Here is a 16,477-nt window from a genome sequence, read left to right on the forward strand (position 1 = left end):
AACGGGTCCGTGACGAACGCTCCCGTGACGAGCCTGAGCGAGCGTGCCGAGGAGGCCGGAGGGCTCAGCAAGTCCGAACAGACCCGCGCGCTGATCCTGGAGACCGCGATGCGGCTGTTCCAGGAGCGCGGCTACGACAAGACGACCATGCGGGCCATCGCCCGCGAGGCCGGGGTCTCCGTCGGCAACGCGTACTACTACTTCAGCGGTAAGGAACACCTGATCCAGGGCTTCTACGACCGGATCGCCGCCGAGCACCGGTTGGCGGTCCGGGCCGTCCTGGACCGGGAGACCGACCTCGAGGCCCGGCTGGCGGGCGTGCTGAAGGCATGGCTGGACATCGCGCGGCCGTACCACGAGTTCGCGGTGCAGTTCTTCAAGAACGCCGCCGACCCGGACAGCCCGCTCAGCCCCTTCTCGCCCGAGTCGGAGCACGCGCGCGCCCAGGCCATCAGCGTCCACCGGGAGGTGCTGGCCGGGTCGAAGACCAAGGTGCCCGCGGAACTGCGGGACCTCCTGCCCGAGTTGATGTGGCTCTCGCAGATGGGACTCGTCCTGTACTGGATCTTCGACCGCACCGAGGGACGCGAGCGCAGCTACCGGCTCGCCGAGCGGGGGGCCAGGCTCACCACGCGAGGCGTGATCCTGGCCCGGTTCCGCGTGCTGCGCCCGCTCGTACGCGAGGTGCACGAGCTGTTCACGGACTTCCTGCCGGGGATGACGAAGGTGTTGCCGGATCCCGCGGGCAAGAAACAGAGCACCTGATCGACCCCCTGGCCGGGGATCCGGTCAGATCCAGTCCAGCCGCCACAGCCGGAACACGCCCGTGCCGTCCTCGAGGTACTGGCCGCCGCCCACGTCCTCGCTGCTGACGACGTACTCCTTGCTCTGCCACAGCGGGATCAGCGGGACGTCGACGGCCACGTCCGCCTGCAGCTCGCTGAAGTCCTTCGCGGCCGCGCTGCGATCGGCGTACTGCCGGGTGCCCACGATCAGGCTGTCGACGGCCTTGCTGCTGTACCCCGTGTTCATGGAGCCGCCGGTGCCGACGAGCGAGCCGCCGAAGGTGTCCGGGTCGGGGAAGTCGGCGACCCAGCCGACCGCGTACGCGTCGAGCTTGCCGGCCGCCCAGCGCTTCTGGAAGTCGGTCCACTCGTAACCCCGGACATCCACCTTGAACAGGCCGCTGGACTCCAGCTGCCGCTTCAGCTCCGCGGCCTCCTCGGCGCCCGAGCCGCGCCCCCTGCCGTACCCGAAGGTGAAGCGGACGGGGACCGAGACGCCGGCCTCGGTGAGCAACTGCCGGGCCTTGGTGGCGCTCTGCGTGGGGTAGTCGTCGAAGAACGAGGTGGTGTGGCCGGTGATGCCGGTCGGGATGAGCGAGTACAGCGGGTCGACGGTGCCCTCGTACACCGTGGCGGCGAGCCGCTCCCGGTCGATCAGCCAGGCCATGGCCCGGCGCACGCGCGCGTCGTGCAGCGGCGAGGTCGCGCGGGTGTTGAGGTAGAGGTTGCGGGTGTCGGAGCTCTCGGACTCGGTGACGCGCCGGTGGGGGTCGCTCGCCGAGAGGGTGGACAGGACGCCGGGCGGCAGCGTGCGCGTGGCGACGTCGATCTGCTCGGTCCTCCAGGCGCTGTCGAGATGGTCCGAGTCGCTGTAGTAGCGCAGCTCGACGGGGCTGCCGTCGCCCTTGGCGTCGCCCTGGTACTTCGGGTTGGGCTCGAGGACGGCTCGCTTGTTCGTCGTGTACGACGTCAGCCGGTAGGGCCCCGTGCCGTCGACCCGGGAGCCGGTGCGCAGGGCCTTCGCCGGGTACTTCTCCCGGTCGACGATCGAACCGGCGCCCGTGGCCACCTTGAACGGGAAGGTGGCGTCCGGCGACGACAGACGGAAGGTGACGGTGGCGCCGTCGGCGCTCACCGAGCCGAGCGTGGAGAGCAGGCTCGCCGGGCCGAGATCGGAGTTGATCCTCTTGACCCGGTCGAAGGAGTACTTCACGTCCTCGGCCGTCATCGTGCGCCCGCTCGGGAACTTGAGCCCGTCGCGCAGCACGCAGCGATAGGTCTTCAGCCCGCTGCCCACGAAGGCGCAGCTCCTGGCCGCGTCCGGCACGGGCTGGGCCCCGCCGGGCGCGAAGGTCAGCAGCGACTGGAAGACGTTGCTGTACAGAGCCCAGGAGCCCGCGTCGTAGGCGCCGGCCGGGTCGAGCGCCGTGACGGCGTCCGTCGTACCGACCGTGATGGTCTTGTTCTTGCTCCCTGATGACGGCATCATCTGCCAGCCGCCGACTCCCACCGCCGCCAGTACCAGCAGCGTCGCGAGAATCCGCATGCGAACCGATCGCATGGTGGTGCCCTCCCCAGGCCCGTCGACCGGGCCCTACCCACGTCGTGCACAAACGCCACTCCCCTAAGTGGCGCGGCTCACCTAATCACACGTGTTTCAGCCGGGGGAAGAGCAATCTGCCGAGATGAGCAAGAACTTACCGAGCGACTGCTTGCGGGCGAGTTTCACGGCGGCTTCACACACGGCATGCCGCATGCCGCTTACGCGCGCGTGGACGCCAGCTCGATCACCGTGATGTCGGACGGCGCTCCCACGCGCGTGGGCGGCCCCCAGGCGCCGGCGCCCCGGCTGACGTACAGCTGGGTGTCGCCGTAGCGCTCCAGGCCCGCGACGGTGGGATTCGCGGCGGCGGCGATGAAGTTGCCGGGCCAGAGCTGGCCGCCGTGGGTGTGGCCGGAGAGCTGGAGGTCGACGCCGTGCCGGACGGCCTCGTGGATCTGGACCGGCTGGTGGGCGAGCAGCACGCACGCGCGTGCCGGGTCCCGGTCGCCGAGCGCCTTGCCGAAGTCCGGCCCCTGCCCCTCGCTCTCGCCCTGGAGGTCGTTGACCCCGGCGAGGTCGAAGCCGGGCAGCTCGGTGCGGGCGTTCTCCAGTGGGTGCAGTCCGAGGTGCCGCACCTCCTCGACCCACTGCTCGGCACCGGAGAAGTACTCGTGGTTCCCGGTGACGAAGTACGACCCGTGCCGCGCCGACAACCGGGCGAGCGGGGCCGCGGCCGGGCCGAGGTCCTTGACGCTGCCGTCCACCAAGTCGCCCACCACCGCGATGAGATCGGGCTGTGTGGCGTTGATCGTGTCGACGACCGTCTGCGCGAAGCCGCGGCCGAGGACCGGGCCCAGGTGGATGTCGCTGACGACGGCGATCCGGAAGCCGTGCGCCGCGCGCGGGAGTTTGGCCAGCGGGACCGTGACCCGCTTCACGCGCGGCCCGCGCAGGACGCCGTACGTGCCGTAGCCGACGGTCGCGACGGCGGCGGTGGCGGCGGCACCGCCGACGACCCGGGAGACGAAGAGGCGACGGGAGGGCGCGGGGCGGGGCGCCTCGGCGGGGGCGGAGACTGGCGCAGGTGCGGGGGCGGGCGCGAGTGTCCCGACAGGTGTCCCGGCGGGCTCCTGTCCCAGCTCCTGCTCCTGGTCCTGCGTCGGCGGTCCCGCCGGCACGGTCGCCGGCACGTCGCCCGGGGCCGGCTGCTGCGCTCGCCGCTCCGCCAGCCGCCGCAGCAGGGGGCGTACGACCTCTCCCGCCAGCACCGCCAGCAGCAGGTAGATCGACAGGGCCATCCAGAGAAAGCCCGGCCACGCCAGGGTGCGCTGGAGCCAGAACGGGGCGCCGGAGCGCTCCGCGACCAGGGCCGCGATCATCAGGACCGGGCCCGCGACGAAGAGCGCCGTACCGGTGCGGCGCGCGCGGCCGGGGCCGTCGGTCGTGTCCCGGACCAGTCGGCGCCAGATGTACCAGTGCAGTCCCGTCACGACGGCCAGTACGGCCAGGGCGACGAGCACGAAGACGATGACCACCCTGCTGTGTCCCCCGTAGTCCTTCGGCTGTGACGTCCGACGTGCTTCGGCTATGACATCCCGCGCATTTCGGCCATGGCGTGCGGCGTGCTTCGGCTAGGGCGCGCGGCGCAGTGCGCGCAGACCGCGCAACCCGATGACCCCGATGATCGTCCCCAATACGAAGGAGACGACCGCGAGCAGCAGATGCACCCAGAAGTACGCCGTCGGGTGCCCGCCGTCGAAGGCGAGCCCGCTGCCGTCCTTGATCAGATTTTTGACGAAAGTGACCCAGATGATCCAGCTCCACACCCCGAAGGCGAGCAGGAACCAGGACACCGGGCGGCTGAGCTTCATACGTCCAGTATCACCACCGGCCGTTCTGTGCCGTGTCCGGGGTGGGGCGAGAGGCGCGACATCACAGCCCGCGACCGGTACGTTCTCGACCGTGCCCGCACCCGAGAAGACCGCCAGGCGATCACTGTTGGTCACGTCTGCCACGCTGCTGTCTCTTCCGCTCGCCGCGCTCGCCGCACCCGCCGCCCTCGCGGCACCGGGGCGGTCGGCGAGTCCGTCCACCGCTCCCCCGGCGCACATGTCGACGGTCGGCGGGGCCCGCCTCGGCCGGGCCGGCACGCAGGTCAACCTGGGAGCCGGTGTCCCCGTGCTCCCCAAGGGCCTCACCGCACGCTCGTGGATCGTCTCCGACGCCGAGTCCGGCGAGGTGCTCGCCTCCCACAACGCGCACTGGCGGCTGCCCCCGGCGAGCACGCTGAAGATGCTGTTCGCCGACACCCTGCTGCCGAAGTTCCCGAAGACGACGAAGCACAAGGTGGTGCACGCCGACCTGGCGGGCATCGGCGCCGGCTCCAGCATGGTCGGGATAAAGGAGAACCAGACCTACACCGTCCACGACCTGTGGCTCGGCGTCTTCCTGCGCTCGGGCAACGACGCCGTGCACGCGCTGTCCGCGATGAACCACGGCGTCGGCCGGACCGTCAAGGACATGCAGGCGCACGCCGACGAACTCCAGGCCCTCGACACGCACGTGGTGAGCCCCGACGGTTACGACGAGAAGAGGCAGGTCTCGTCGGCGTACGACCTGACGCTGTTCGCCCGCTCCGGACTGCAGAAGAAGGACTTCCGCGAGTACTGCTCGACCGTACGGGCGAAATTCCCGGGCGAAACGAAGAAGGACAAGAAGGGCAGGACCGTCCATCAGTCCTTCGAGATCCGGAACACCAACCGGCTGCTGAGCGGCGACTACGACGTCCCGGTCTACCAGGGCATCGCGGGCGTCAAGAACGGCAACACCACCAACGCGGGCGCCACCTTCACCGGTGTCGCCGAGCGGAACGGCAAGGTGCTCCTGGTCACCGTCATGAAGCCGGAGAAGCGCGACCACAACGAGGTCTACAAGGAGGCCGCCAAGCTCCTCGACTGGGGCTTCCAGGCGGCCGGCAAGGTGCGGCCGGTGGGCGAGCTGGCCCCGCCGAAGAACGCCGCCCGGCCGAGCGGGCAGCCGGGTTCGGCGACCCCGGCCCGTGACGCGGGCGACAGCCCCTCGGCGAAGCCGGTCGCCGCCTCCAGAAGCGGATCGCGCGGGATCGTCATCGCGCTGGCCATCGCCGGCGGGGCGCTGGTGCTGCTGGCGGGCGGGGTGTTCCTGGTCAATCGCCGGTGGCCGCTGCCGGATCTGGTGCGCCGTCGGTCTTCTTAGCCTCGGCGTCGGTCTTCACGTCGGCCGTGGCCGTCCAGGCGGCGCAGAACAGCACCAGTTTCGCGGTGAAGTTGATCCACAGAAGCAACGCCACGGGCACGCCGAACGCGCCGTAGATGCTCTTCGTGGCGACGCCCTGGATATAGCCGCTGAGCAGCAACTTCAGCAGTTCGAAGCCGACCCCGCCGATCAGTGCGGCCTCGATCACACTGTGGCGCGGCGGTTCGACGCCCGGCAGCAGCGTCAGGACGTAGAGCAGGAGCAGGAAGTTCGCCAGGACGGCGACGGCGAACGCCGCGATCCGCAGCAGGATGCCGCCCGGGCCGGAGCGGTCGATGCCCAGGTGGTCGATGATCCAGCCCACCAGCGCGGAGGCGACGGTGGAGATCGCGATGGTGGCGAGGAAGGCGCCGCCGAGGCCCACGAGGATTCCCGCGTCCTTGACCTTGGCCAGGATGGGGTTCCCCTCGCGCGCGGGGAGGTTCCACACGGCGCGCAGGCAGTCGCGGATCTGCCCGACCCAGCCGATACCGGTGAACAGCAGCACGACACCGGCGACGAAGCCGACGGTTCCGGCGTTGTGGACCAGGGAGTTGATGTCCAACTGGTCGGAGAGGCCCGGGAACTGGTCGGCGATCGTGTCCTGGAGCCGCTTCTGCTGCGCCGTGCTCAGCGTGCCGGCGGCGATCGCGGCGACCAGCGTCAGCAGCGGGAACAGCGAGATGAAGCTGATGAACGTCATCGCGGCGGCGAGCCGCGCCCACGCCCCCTCGCCCAGCCGCTCGTACGCCCGCCACGCGTGCGACGCCATCAGGCGCGTCACGAGCGGCCCGACGCCCGGGAGCTTCTTCAACCAGTCCATGATCCGACTCTGTCCCCGCCGCTCTCGTCGCCGTCGGTGCCCTCGTTGCGGAACACCCACGTACGGGTACCCCAGAAACGCAGGCACGTGGCGAGCACCATGCCGACACCTGCCCCGGAGACGGTGTCGGCACGCTGCGAAGTGAGCCCGAAGCCATAGTGGCTGACGGCGATGCAGCACAGCTGCACGAGGGCACCCGCGAGGTTCACGGCGACGAAGACGACGTACGGGCGCATGCCCTGCACGCGCGCGTGCCGGTAGGTTCCGCGCGCGTTGCCCACGTACGCGACCGTGCAGCCCGCGACGAAGGACAGCGCCTTGGCGGTGAGCGGGCCGAGGCCGACGGGACCGCGCAGGACGCTGAACAGGGTCAGGTCGGCGACGTAGGCGAGCAGACCGACGGTGGCGAAGCCGAGCAGCTCGCGACGGTGCGGCGCGAGGCGCGAGACGGGAGGTGAGACGGGAGGCTGGACGGAGGGCGAGGCGGAAGACGAGACGGGAGGCGAGGCGCTGTGCGGAACGCTCACCAATTCGCCACCGCCAGGCCGTACATCGCGAGCCAGGCGAGTCCGATCAGCGCCAGGGCGCGGTCGCGCAGGACCACGTCCTCGGGCTCGCCCGCGATGCCGCGGTCGGCGAAGACGGCGTACCTGAGGATCGCGAGGATGAAGGGGACCATCGACAGCTGCCGCCAGGGCAGCACACTCGTGTGCGGTACGCCGCCCTCCTCCAGGGCCCACATGCAGTACGCGAGGACGGCGACACCGGCGGCCAGCTGCCAGACGAAGCGGAGGTAGCCGCTGGTGTACTCGGTGAGCAACGCGCGCGTGGCGCCCTCTTTCCCCGCCATCTGGACGGCCTCGGAGTAGCGCTTGGCCGACACCATGAACAGCGCGCCGAAGCCGGTGGTGATCAGGAACCAGCGGGACAGCGGGATGCCGAGCGCGACTCCGCCGATCGCCGCCCGCATCAGGAAGCCGGTGGTGACGACGACGAGATCGACCACCAGGACGTGCTTGAGGCTGACGCAGTACGCCAGCTGCATGCCGAGGTACGCCACCAGGAGCACCGCGACCAGCGGCGAGGTCAGCAGGGCCGCGGCGGTCGGCGCGAGGACCGCCAGCGCGCCTCCGGCGGCGTACGCCACCGGCACGGGGACCTGCCCCGCGGCCACCGGGCGAAGGCACTTGACGGGATGGGCGCGGTCGGCCTCGGCGTCGCGGGCGTCGTTGATCAGGTAGACGGCGGCGGCGCAGGCGGTGAACAGGACGGAGACGAGGGCGACCTGGGCGATCGCATGCCGGGAGAACAGCTGCCCCGCGGCGGCCGGGGCGGTGACGACGAGGACGTTCTTGACCCACTGCCGAGGCCGGGTGGTCCTCAGCAGACCGCTGAGCACGCCGCCCGGAGAGGATGCCTGACGGGGCGGGGCGGGGTGCCGGCGCTGTTCCAGGAGGTCCGCTCGCCCGGCGTCCACTGTCTCAGTCACGCGCACCGCCTCCCATCCAGCGCGCCCCGAGCCGCGCCGTGAGTGCACCCAGGGCCGCGCCCGCGGCCACATCGGTGGGGTAGTGGACACCGACGACCAGGCGGGAGAGGCACATGGCGGCGGCCAGCGGCGGAATCCCGTACGCCCCGAGCGTTCCCAGCGTCCCGAAGGCGACGGCCGCGGCGGTGGCGGAGGCGGCGTGCGAGCTCGGGAAGGAGTGCCGGCCGGCCGTACGCACCAGGGGCTCGACGTGTGCGGGGCGCGCCCGGCGCACCACGCGCTTCACGGCCATGCTGGTGAGGTGCGCCCCCGCGACGAGCGCCGTCCCGCGCAGCCAGGAGCCGCGCCGGGCGCCGTCCGCGGCCGCGCCGACGAGGCCGGCCGCGAGCCACAGCGCGCCGTGCTCACCGGCCAGGGACAAGCTGCGTGCCGCGGCCGCGACGCGGTGATCGGCACCGCAGGCGCGGAGCGCCGAAACGATGCGGTGGTCCATGTCGTCCATGTGGACTCACTTTTCACCCCCGGCACCGTCGGACCTACGGCAATATTGAGCGACATCCCATTAATCACCCATTTCGGGGAGAGGTCTGATGTTTCTGAATCAATCGTCGATATAAGGGCGATACGGTCGCCCGCATGTCTGGAGACACTGTTTCCGTCACGGGGTGGGGCCGCACCGCCCCCACCTCCGCCCGGCTGATCCGCCCGCGGACGTACGAGGAGGCCGCGGCCGCCGTACGCGACTGCGGCACCCGCGGAGGCATCGCACGAGGCCTGGGACGGGCGTACGGGGACGCGGCGCAGAACGCCGGCGGGGCCGTGCTCGACATGACCGGTCTCGACCGCATCCACGCGATCGACGCCGACGGCGGCACCGTGCTGTGCGACGCGGGCGTCTCCCTGCAGCGGCTGATGGAAGTGCTGCTGCCCCTCGGCTGGTTCGTGCCGGTGACGCCGGGCACCCGCCAGGTGACCGTCGGCGGAGCGATCGGCGCCGACATCCACGGCAAGAACCACCACGTCTCCGGCGCCTTCTCGCGCCATGTGCTCGCCCTCGAACTCCTCACCGCCGACGGCGAGATCCGCGCGGTCGGCCGCGGCACGCCCCTGTTCGACGCGACCACCGGCGGCATGGGCCTGACCGGGGTGATCCTCACGGCCACGGTGCGTCTGCTGCCGGTGGAGACCGCGTACATGTCGGTCGACACCGAGCGCGCCACCGACCTCGACGACCTGATGGCCCGTCTGACGGCGACCGACCACCGCTACCGCTACTCGGTCGCCTGGATCGACCTGCTGGCCCGGGGCGCGGCGACCGGCCGCGCGGTGCTGACCCGCGGCGACCACGCGCCCCTGGACGCGCTGCGCGAGGGCACGCGCGCGTGGCGGCGCCCGCTGTCCTTCCACCCGCGCCGGCTCCCGGCCGCCCCCACCGTCCTCCCGGAGGGACTGCTCGGCCGGACCAGCGTGCGCTGGTTCAACGAGCTCTGGTATCGAAAGGCGCCCCGCGCGCGTACCGGCGAACTCCAGCGCATCTCCACCTTCTTCCACCCCCTGGACGGGGTGCCCGAGTGGAACCGGATCTACGGCCGCGGCGGCTTCGTGCAGTACCAGTTCGTCGTCGGCTACGGCCAGGAGGAGGCCCTGCGCCGGATCGTGCGCCGCATCTCCGAGCGCCGCTGCCCGTCCTTCCTCGCCGTCCTCAAGCGCTTCGGGGAGGCGGACCCCGGCTGGCTCTCCTTCCCGGTGCCCGGCTGGACGCTCGCCCTGGACGTGCGGGCCGGCCTGCCCGGCCTCGGCGTCTTCCTCGACGAACTGGACGAGGAGGTCGCCACGGCCGGCGGGCGTGTCTACCTCGCCAAGGACTCCCGGCTGCGGCCGGAGTTGCTCGGCGCGATGTACCCCCGGCTCACCGACTTCCGCGCCCTGCGCGCGGAGCTGGACCCGCGCGAGGTGTTCGTCTCGGACCTCGCCCGCCGCCTCGGTCTCTGAAGCCCCCTTACCCCCTTAGGAGCTGTCGTGAAGGACGCCTTCGGCATTCCCCAGTCCCTGCTCGTTCTCGGCGGCACGTCCGAGATCGCGCAGGCCACCGCGCACCGGCTGATCGCCCGCCGCACCCGCACGGTGTGGCTGGCGGGCCGCCCCTCGCTCGAACTGGAGCTGGCCGCCAAGCAGCTGCGCACCCTGGGGGCGGACGTCCGTACCGTCGCCTTCGACGCGCTCGACCCCGAGTCCCACGAGGAGGTGCTCGGCAAGGTCTTCGCCGAGGGCGACATCGACATGGTGCTGCTCGCCTTCGGCATCCTCGGTGACCAGGCGACCGACGAGCGCGAGCCGGTGAACGCGGTGCGCGTCGCCCAGACCAACTACACGGGCGCGGTGTCGGCGGGCCTGGTGAGCGCCGCCGCGCTCCAGGCCCAGGGGCACGGCTCCCTGGTGGTGCTCTCGTCCGTCGCCGGCGAGCGGGCGCGCCGCTCGAACTTCATCTACGGCTCCAGCAAGGCCGGTCTGGACGTCTTCGCGCAGGGTCTCGGCGACGCGCTGTACGGCACCGGCGTGCACGTCCTGGTCGTACGGCCCGGGTTCGTACGGTCGCGGATGACGGCCGGCCGCAAGGAGGTCCCGTTCGCGACCACCCCGGAGGCGGTCGCCTCGGCGATCGAGCTGGGGGTACGGCGCCGCTCGGAGCTGGTGTGGGTGCCGGGTGCGCTGCGACTGGTCATGGCGGCACTGCGGCACACCCCGCGCGCGTTGTTCCGCCGACTGCCGTTCTAGGAGCCGACTGCCGGTCCGGGACCGGTCGCCATTCGCCCGGCGACCGCTACCGGCTGGCGATCGTCCCGCGATCCGCGTGACCGGCCTGCGGGGGCACCACGGCACCGCCGCCGAAGGCGAACTCCCGCAGCTTGCGCCACACGCCGTCGGTGCCCTGCTCGTAGAGCGCGAAGCCGGTGCAGGGCCACTCGGCCTCGAAGCCGGCGAGTTCCCGGAACGCCCGGTCCATCGCCGCGTCGTCGATGCCGTGGGCCACCGTGACGTGCGGGTGGTACGGGAACTGCAGCTCGCGCGCCACGGGACCCGACGCGTCACGGACCTGCTGCTGCAACCGGGTGCAGGCCTCGGCGCCCTGCACCACCTGCACGAACACGACCGGCGACAGCGGCCGGAAGGTGCCGGTGCCGGACAGCCGCATCGGGAAGGGCGGGCAGGCCGCGGCGACCTCGGTCAGATACGCCTCGACGGCCGGCAGCTCGGCGCGGTCCACCTCCGTCGGCGGCAGCAGCGTGACGTGCGTGGGGATGCCGTGAGCCGCGGCGTCGCCGAAGCCCGCGCGCCGCTCCTGGAGCAGGCTGCCGTGAGGCTCCGGGACCGCGATCGAGACGCCGATCGTTACGGTCCCCACGTCGTCTCCTGTCGTCGTGTCGCTTTCAGCTGTCAACCATCGGCCGGGGCGCCGGTTCGCACTCCGCCGTCATGTCGTTCGTACTAACCGTCCGTTTATCGACTGTACGACCACGGCTGTCCCCTGGGCAGGCGCAACCGGAGTGATGTGCAGCGCTCTGCCCAGGGGTACGTCGGTGGGGTACGTCGGTGCGGTCGTGCGCGTCAGTGCTTGGCGGGCAGGAAGCCCACCCGGTCGTACGCCTGGGAAAGGGTCTCCGCGGCGACGGCTCGCGCCTTCTCCGCGCCCTTGGCCAGGATCGAGTCGAGCGTCTCGGGGTCGTCCAGGTACTGCTGGGTCCGCTCCCGGAACGGCGTCACGAACTCGACCATGACCTCGGCGAGGTCGGTCTTGAGCGCGCCGTACATCTTGCCCTCGTACTCGCGCTCCAGGTCGGCGATCGCCTTGCCGGTGAGCGTGGAGTAGATGGTGAGGAGGTTCGACACGCCCGGCTTGTTCTCCGGGTCGAAACGGATCACCGTCTCGGTGTCGGTGACCGCGCTCTTGACCTTCTTCGCCGTCGCCTTCGGCTCGTCGAGGAGGTTGATCAGGCCCTTCGGCGTGGACGCCGACTTGCTCATCTTGATCGACGGGTCCTGAAGGTCGTAGATCTTCGCCGTCTCCTTGAGGATGTACGGCTTCGGGATCGTGAAGGTCTCGCCGAAGCGGCCGTTGAAGCGCTCGGCCAGGTCGCGGGTGAGCTCGATGTGCTGGCGCTGGTCCTCGCCGACCGGGACCTCGTTGGCCTGGTACAGCAGGATGTCGGCGACCTGGAGGATCGGGTACGTGAACAGTCCGACGGACGAGCGGTCGGCACCCTGCTTGGCGGACTTGTCCTTGAACTGGGTCATGCGGGAGGCCTCGCCGAATCCGGTGAGGCAGTTCATGACCCAGGCCAGCTGGGCGTGCTCCGGGACGTGGCTCTGCACGAAGAGCGTGCAGCGCTCCGGGTCGAGGCCGGCCGCGAGCAGCTGGGCGGCGGCGAGCCGGGTGTTGGCGCGCAGGTCGGCGGGATCCTGCGGGACCGTGATCGCGTGCAGGTCGACGACCATGTAGAACGCGTCGTGGGACTCCTGCAGGGCCACCCACTGGCGCACGGCGCCGAGGTAGTTGCCGAGGTGGAACGAGCCTGCGGTGGGCTGGATTCCGGAGAGCACGCGAGGTCGGTCAGAAGCCATGCCCCCCATTGTCTCAGGTCCCGGGCACCGATCCGGAACGGGCGCGAAATCGATGGGAACCGATCCGCCTCGGGCGGTGTGACAAGAGTGTGAGAACGCGCCGGCGGTACGGCCCCTCCTGTCACGGGTGACGGGGGCTCGCCGGCGAGGGGACCGGCAGGCGGGGCCGAGGCAGGAACTTCGGGACGTGTGAGACCGGAGGGGCGCTGTGGGGTTCGAGGGGAGACGAAGGGTGCTGCGGTGCGGACGCACGGCGGGGTGGCTCGCCTGTCTCGTGCCGGTGTCGGCGGCGTTGGCCCTGAGCGGCGTTCCGGCGATGGCGGCCGCCTCGGCCGCGCCCGGGCCGGCCGGTGACCTGCCCGACATGGCGCTGGTCGTCACGGGCGCCACGGGCCGGACGCGAACGCTGCACTCCGGGGAGCCGGACTTCGCGCGCCTCTGGCAGCTGCTGCGGCCGACGGACACGGACACGGAACGGGTGCCGGAGGACTGGACGGACGGACGGTATCCGGAGGTGCGGGTCACCGTGATCTGGGGACTGACGGGAGTCGGGGGCCGGCCGCAGACCCACCGGGCACCACGTACCGATGTGGCCATGGAGCGGCAGGACCAGCTGTTCGTCGCGGCCGACGGCACTCCGTGGGTGCGGTCGGATCCGGCACCGGATGTGGCCGACGACGACATCCGCTGGCATCGAGCACCGCGCACGGTGTTCCGGCAGCTGGACCGGACGGACCTGCTCGGGCCTGCGGCGGAGCGGAAGTCGGGCTCGGGGGCGGATACGGCGACTCGGGCTGGGGTGACGGGCGGCGCGTGGTGGGCGCTCCCCGGGCTGGGCGTCGGGGTCGGCATCGGGTTTCTGATACGCCGCGCGGCGGCCCGGCAGGGTGCCGGACCGCCGCGGGAGGAACCTCGGCAGGAGCTGATCGACCTCGACGTGTGAGACGTGTCGAGGCCGGCGGCCGGAGGCCTCAGCCCAGGTCGATCTCCGGGTACAGCGGGAAGGCGGCCACGAGGTCGGTGGCCCGGCGGGAGATCTCGTCCGCGATCTTCGGGTCGAGGATGTGCTGGGCCTTGGACCGGGTGCCCTTGCTCGTGGTGCCGGGCACGGCGGTGGTGAGGACGCGGTCGATGAGGCCGGCGACCTCGTCCATCTCGGCGGTGCCCAGGCCACGGGTGGTCAGGGCGGGGGTGCCGATGCGGATGCCGGAGGTGTACCAGGCGCCGTTGGGGTCGGCCGGGATGGCGTTGCGGTTGGTGACGATGCCGGACTCGAGGAGGGCCGACTCGGCCTGGCGGCCGGTGAGCCCGTAGGAACTGGCGACGTCGATCAGGTTGAGGTGGTTGTCGGTGCCGCCGGTGACGAGGGAGGCGCCGCGACGCATCAGACCGTCGGCCAGGGCACGGGAGTTGTCCACGATGCGCTGGGCGTAGTCCTGGAAGGACGGCCGGCGTGCCTCGGCGAGGGCTACGGCCTTGGCGGCCATGACGTGCGGGAGCGGGCCGCCGAGGACCATCGGGCAGCCGCGGTCGACCTGGTCCTTGAGGGAGTCGTCGCACAGGACCATGCCGCCGCGCGGGCCGCGCAGCGACTTGTGGGTGGTGGTCGTGACGATCTGGGCGTGCGGGATCGGGTCGAAGTCGCCGGTGAGGACCTTGCCGGCGACCAGGCCGGCGAAGTGCGCCATGTCGACCATGAGCGTGGCGCCGACCTCGTCCGCGATCTCGCGCATGATCCGGAAGTTCACCAGACGCGGGTACGCCGAGTAGCCGGCGACGATGATCAGCGGCTTGAACTCGCGGGCCTGGGCGCGCAGGGCGTCGTAGTCGATGAGGCCGGTGGCCGGGTCGGTGCCGTAGGAACGCTGGTCGAACATCTTGCCGGAGATGTTCGGGCGGAAGCCGTGGGTGAGGTGGCCGCCGGCGTCCAGGGACATGCCGAGCATGCGCTGGTTGCCGAAGGCCTGGCGGAGTTCGGCCCAGTCGGCCTCGGAGAGCTCGTTGACCTGGCGGACGCCGGCCTTCTCCAGGGCGGGGGTCTCGACGCGCTGGGCGAGGACGGCCCAGAAGGCGACGAGGTTGGCGTCGATGCCGGAGTGCGGCTGGACGTAGGCATGGCGGGCGCCGAACAGCTCGCGCGCGTGCTCGGCTGCGAGGGACTCGACGGTGTCGACGTTGCGGCAGCCGGCGTAGAAGCGGCGGCCGACCGTGCCCTCGGCGTACTTGTCGCTGAACCAGTTGCCCATCGCGAGGAGGGTGGCCGGGGAGGCGTAGTTCTCGGAGGCGATCAGCTTGAGCATGTCGCGCTGGTCGTGCACCTCCTGGCCGATGGCGTCGGCCACGCGCGGCTCGACGGCGCGGATCACGTCGAGGGCGGCCCGGAAGGCCGTGGACTCGGTGGAGAGAGGTACGGAATTGGCAGGGTTCTCGGGCATCGGGGGACCTCCGACATGGCATACGGCGTGTTCGGTTCGGCCCAGGCGCACGGCACTCGTTCCCACTCGGGCCGCTCCCTGATGGTCGGTCCCATCCCAGCGCGCCAGTCACGGCCCGCTGGTCAGCCTACCGGCCGGGTCGGGGATGCCACACGACGGCGGTCGCATGTCGATTCAGCCCGTGTCCACCATGCGAGGGGGGTCGGGACGGAGATAAGAAGGGGGGTGAACTCGACCGAACCTGAACATTTCTCCGCCTCTGGCTCTGGACCCCGGGAGATCCCGTGAACGCTACGGAGACCCTCATCGCCGCTGTCGACGCCCACAGTGCGCACAACTACCACCCGCTGCCGGTGGTCGTGTCCACGGCGGACGGGGCCTGGATGACGGATGTCGAGGGACGGCGCTACCTCGATCTGCTGGCCGGATACTCGGCGCTGAACTTCGGGCACCGCCACCCGCGGCTGCTGCAGGCGGCCAAGGAGCAGATGGATCGGGTGACGCTGACGTCGCGGGCGTTCCACCACGACCGGTTCGCCGCGTTCTGCGAGCAGCTGGCCGAACTGTGCGGCATGGAGATGGTCCTGCCCATGAACACGGGGGTCGAGGCGGTGGAGACCGCGGTGAAGACGGCCCGGAAGTGGGGGTACCGGGTGAAGGGGGTGCCCGGGGAGATGGCGAAGATCGTGGTCGCGGGGGGCAACTTCCACGGGCGTACGACGACGGTGATCAGCTTCTCCACCGATCCGGAGGCGCGGGCGGACTTCGGGCCGTACACACCGGGATTCGAGATCGTGCCGTACGGGGACCTGACCGCGATGCGGGAGGCGCTCACCGAGAACACGGTCGCCGTGCTGCTCGAGCCGGTCCAGGGCGAGGCGGGGGTGATCGTGCCGCCGGCCGGTTACCTCCAGGCGGTGCGCGAGCTGACGCGGGAGCGGAACGTGCTGTTCATGGCGGACGAGATCCAGTCGGGCCTGGGCAGGACGGGGCGGACCTTCGCGTGCGAGCACGAGGGGGTCGTACCGGATGTGTATGTGCTGGGGAAGGCGCTGGGTGGCGGGATCGTGCCGGTGTCGGCGGTCGTGTCGAGCGCCAAGGTGCTCGGGGTGTTCCAGCCCGGTGAGCACGGGTCGACGTTCGGCGGGAATCCGCTGGCCTGTGCGGTGGCACTGGAGGTGATCGCGATGCTGCGGTCCGGCGAGTACCAGGCGCGGTCCGCGGAGCTCGGCGAGCATCTGCACCGTGAGCTGCGGGCGCTGGCGGCCACCGGGAAGCTGACGGCGGTGCGCGGGCGCGGACTGTGGGCGGGGGTGGACATCGCCCGGTCGGTCGGGACGGGACGGCAGGTGTCGGAGCGGCTGATGGAACGGGGCGTCCTGGCGAAGGACGCCCACGGTTCGACGATCCGGATCGCGCCGCCGCTGATGATCAGCAAGGAGGACCTGGACTGGGGGATCGACCAACTGCGGGCGGTGCTGGGCGCCTAGCCGGACAGCGTGGCGCCAG

General features: G+C 71.2%; 16 protein-coding genes and 1 riboswitch. Of the genes, 6 read left to right on the top strand and 10 right to left on the bottom strand.

The genetic code is table 11. From position 1 onward, the window contains the following. Positions 1 to 9 precede the first annotated feature (9 nt). Complete coding sequence (locus ABZ910_RS14425) at positions 10 to 765, top strand: TetR family transcriptional regulator (RefSeq protein ID WP_361363595.1); 756 nt, start codon at positions 10 to 12, stop codon at positions 763 to 765. A 24-nt stretch (positions 766 to 789) separates the two neighbouring features. Here the strand turns inward: ABZ910_RS14425 and ABZ910_RS14430 are convergent, their stop codons facing one another. The 3 genes from ABZ910_RS14430 to ABZ910_RS14440 form a co-directional block, all read right to left on the bottom strand. Then, positions 790 to 2,346, bottom strand: coding sequence for an ABC transporter substrate-binding protein (locus tag ABZ910_RS14430; protein WP_361363598.1), 1,557 nt, complete (start codon positions 2,344 to 2,346; stop codon positions 790 to 792). A 200-nt stretch (positions 2,347 to 2,546) separates the two neighbouring features. Beyond that, positions 2,547 to 3,863, bottom strand: a complete 1,317-nt coding sequence (locus ABZ910_RS14435; protein WP_361363600.1) for a metallophosphoesterase — start codon at positions 3,861 to 3,863, stop codon at positions 2,547 to 2,549. 96 nt (positions 3,864 to 3,959) lie between these two features. Then, positions 3,960 to 4,199, bottom strand: coding sequence for a hypothetical protein (locus ABZ910_RS14440; protein ID WP_361363603.1), 240 nt, complete (start codon positions 4,197 to 4,199; stop codon positions 3,960 to 3,962). 91 nt (positions 4,200 to 4,290) lie between these two features. Between ABZ910_RS14440 and ABZ910_RS14445 the strand changes: the two genes are divergently transcribed. After that, positions 4,291 to 5,562 (top strand): D-alanyl-D-alanine carboxypeptidase, encoded by a 1,272-nt coding sequence (locus ABZ910_RS14445; RefSeq protein ID WP_361363606.1) that lies wholly within the window; start codon positions 4,291 to 4,293, stop codon positions 5,560 to 5,562. Here the strand turns inward: ABZ910_RS14445 and ABZ910_RS14450 are convergent. The 4 genes from ABZ910_RS14450 to ABZ910_RS14465 all read right to left on the bottom strand — a co-directional run bounded on the left by ABZ910_RS14450 (position 5,513) and on the right by ABZ910_RS14465 (position 8,415). Next, positions 5,513 to 6,424, bottom strand: a complete 912-nt coding sequence (locus ABZ910_RS14450; RefSeq protein ID WP_361363609.1) for a YihY/virulence factor BrkB family protein — start codon at positions 6,422 to 6,424, stop codon at positions 5,513 to 5,515. The two genes, ABZ910_RS14445 and ABZ910_RS14450, sit on opposite strands and share 50 nt — an antisense overlap. Then, positions 6,412 to 6,843, bottom strand: a complete 432-nt coding sequence (locus ABZ910_RS14455; protein ID WP_361363884.1) for a GtrA family protein — start codon at positions 6,841 to 6,843, stop codon at positions 6,412 to 6,414. Before ABZ910_RS14455 ends, ABZ910_RS14450 begins: the two co-directional genes overlap by 13 nt. A 104-nt stretch (positions 6,844 to 6,947) precedes the next feature. Then, positions 6,948 to 7,877 carry a decaprenyl-phosphate phosphoribosyltransferase gene (locus ABZ910_RS14460; protein ID WP_361363886.1) on the bottom strand — a complete coding sequence of 310 codons (930 nt, stop codon included), beginning with the start codon at positions 7,875 to 7,877 and terminating at the stop codon, positions 6,948 to 6,950. A gap of 28 nt (positions 7,878 to 7,905) precedes the next feature. Next, entirely contained in the window at positions 7,906 to 8,415 is a 510-nt protein-coding gene (locus ABZ910_RS14465) for a phosphatase PAP2 family protein (RefSeq protein WP_361363612.1), read from the bottom strand. A gap of 134 nt (positions 8,416 to 8,549) precedes the next feature. Between ABZ910_RS14465 and ABZ910_RS14470 the strand changes: the two genes are divergently transcribed. Both ABZ910_RS14470 and ABZ910_RS14475 read left to right on the top strand, forming a co-directional pair. Further along, a complete protein-coding gene (locus ABZ910_RS14470; protein ID WP_361363615.1) occupies positions 8,550 to 9,905 on the top strand; it encodes an FAD-binding oxidoreductase in 1,356 nt (451 codons plus the stop codon). A 27-nt stretch (positions 9,906 to 9,932) separates the two neighbouring features. Beyond that, complete coding sequence (locus ABZ910_RS14475) at positions 9,933 to 10,688, top strand: decaprenylphospho-beta-D-erythro-pentofuranosid-2-ulose 2-reductase (RefSeq protein WP_361363618.1); 756 nt, start codon at positions 9,933 to 9,935, stop codon at positions 10,686 to 10,688. Between the two features lie 46 nt (positions 10,689 to 10,734). Here ABZ910_RS14475 and ABZ910_RS14480 read toward each other — a convergent pair whose 3' ends face one another. Both ABZ910_RS14480 and trpS read right to left on the bottom strand, forming a co-directional pair. Further along, complete coding sequence (locus ABZ910_RS14480; RefSeq protein ID WP_361363620.1) at positions 10,735 to 11,316, bottom strand: 2'-5' RNA ligase family protein; 582 nt, start codon at positions 11,314 to 11,316, stop codon at positions 10,735 to 10,737. A 203-nt stretch (positions 11,317 to 11,519) separates the two neighbouring features. Further along, on the bottom strand, positions 11,520 to 12,533 hold the full coding sequence (trpS, locus tag ABZ910_RS14485; RefSeq protein WP_361363623.1) for a tryptophan--tRNA ligase: 1,014 nt from the start codon (positions 12,531 to 12,533) through the stop codon (positions 11,520 to 11,522). Between the two features lie 316 nt (positions 12,534 to 12,849). Between trpS and ABZ910_RS14490 the strand changes: the two genes are divergently transcribed. Next, on the top strand, positions 12,850 to 13,476 hold the full coding sequence (locus ABZ910_RS14490; protein ID WP_361363889.1) for a hypothetical protein: 627 nt from the start codon (positions 12,850 to 12,852) through the stop codon (positions 13,474 to 13,476). 28 nt (positions 13,477 to 13,504) lie between these two features. Here ABZ910_RS14490 and ABZ910_RS14495 read toward each other — a convergent pair whose 3' ends face one another. Continuing rightward, positions 13,505 to 14,968, bottom strand: coding sequence for a glycine hydroxymethyltransferase (locus ABZ910_RS14495; RefSeq protein WP_361363626.1), 1,464 nt, complete (start codon positions 14,966 to 14,968; stop codon positions 13,505 to 13,507). A 32-nt stretch (positions 14,969 to 15,000) separates the two neighbouring features. Beyond that, a riboswitch (ZMP/ZTP riboswitch) is annotated at positions 15,001 to 15,090 on the bottom strand. A 162-nt stretch (positions 15,091 to 15,252) separates the two neighbouring features. On the opposite strand from ABZ910_RS14495, the gene rocD reads away from it, so the two are divergent. Then, a complete protein-coding gene (gene rocD / locus ABZ910_RS14500; protein ID WP_361363628.1) occupies positions 15,253 to 16,458 on the top strand; it encodes an ornithine--oxo-acid transaminase in 1,206 nt (401 codons plus the stop codon). Positions 16,459 to 16,477: the final 19 nt, after the last annotated feature.

The sequence above is a fragment of the Streptomyces sp. NPDC046805 genome, assembly GCF_040645355.1.
Taxonomy (GTDB): Bacteria; Actinomycetota; Actinomycetes; order Streptomycetales; family Streptomycetaceae; genus Streptomyces.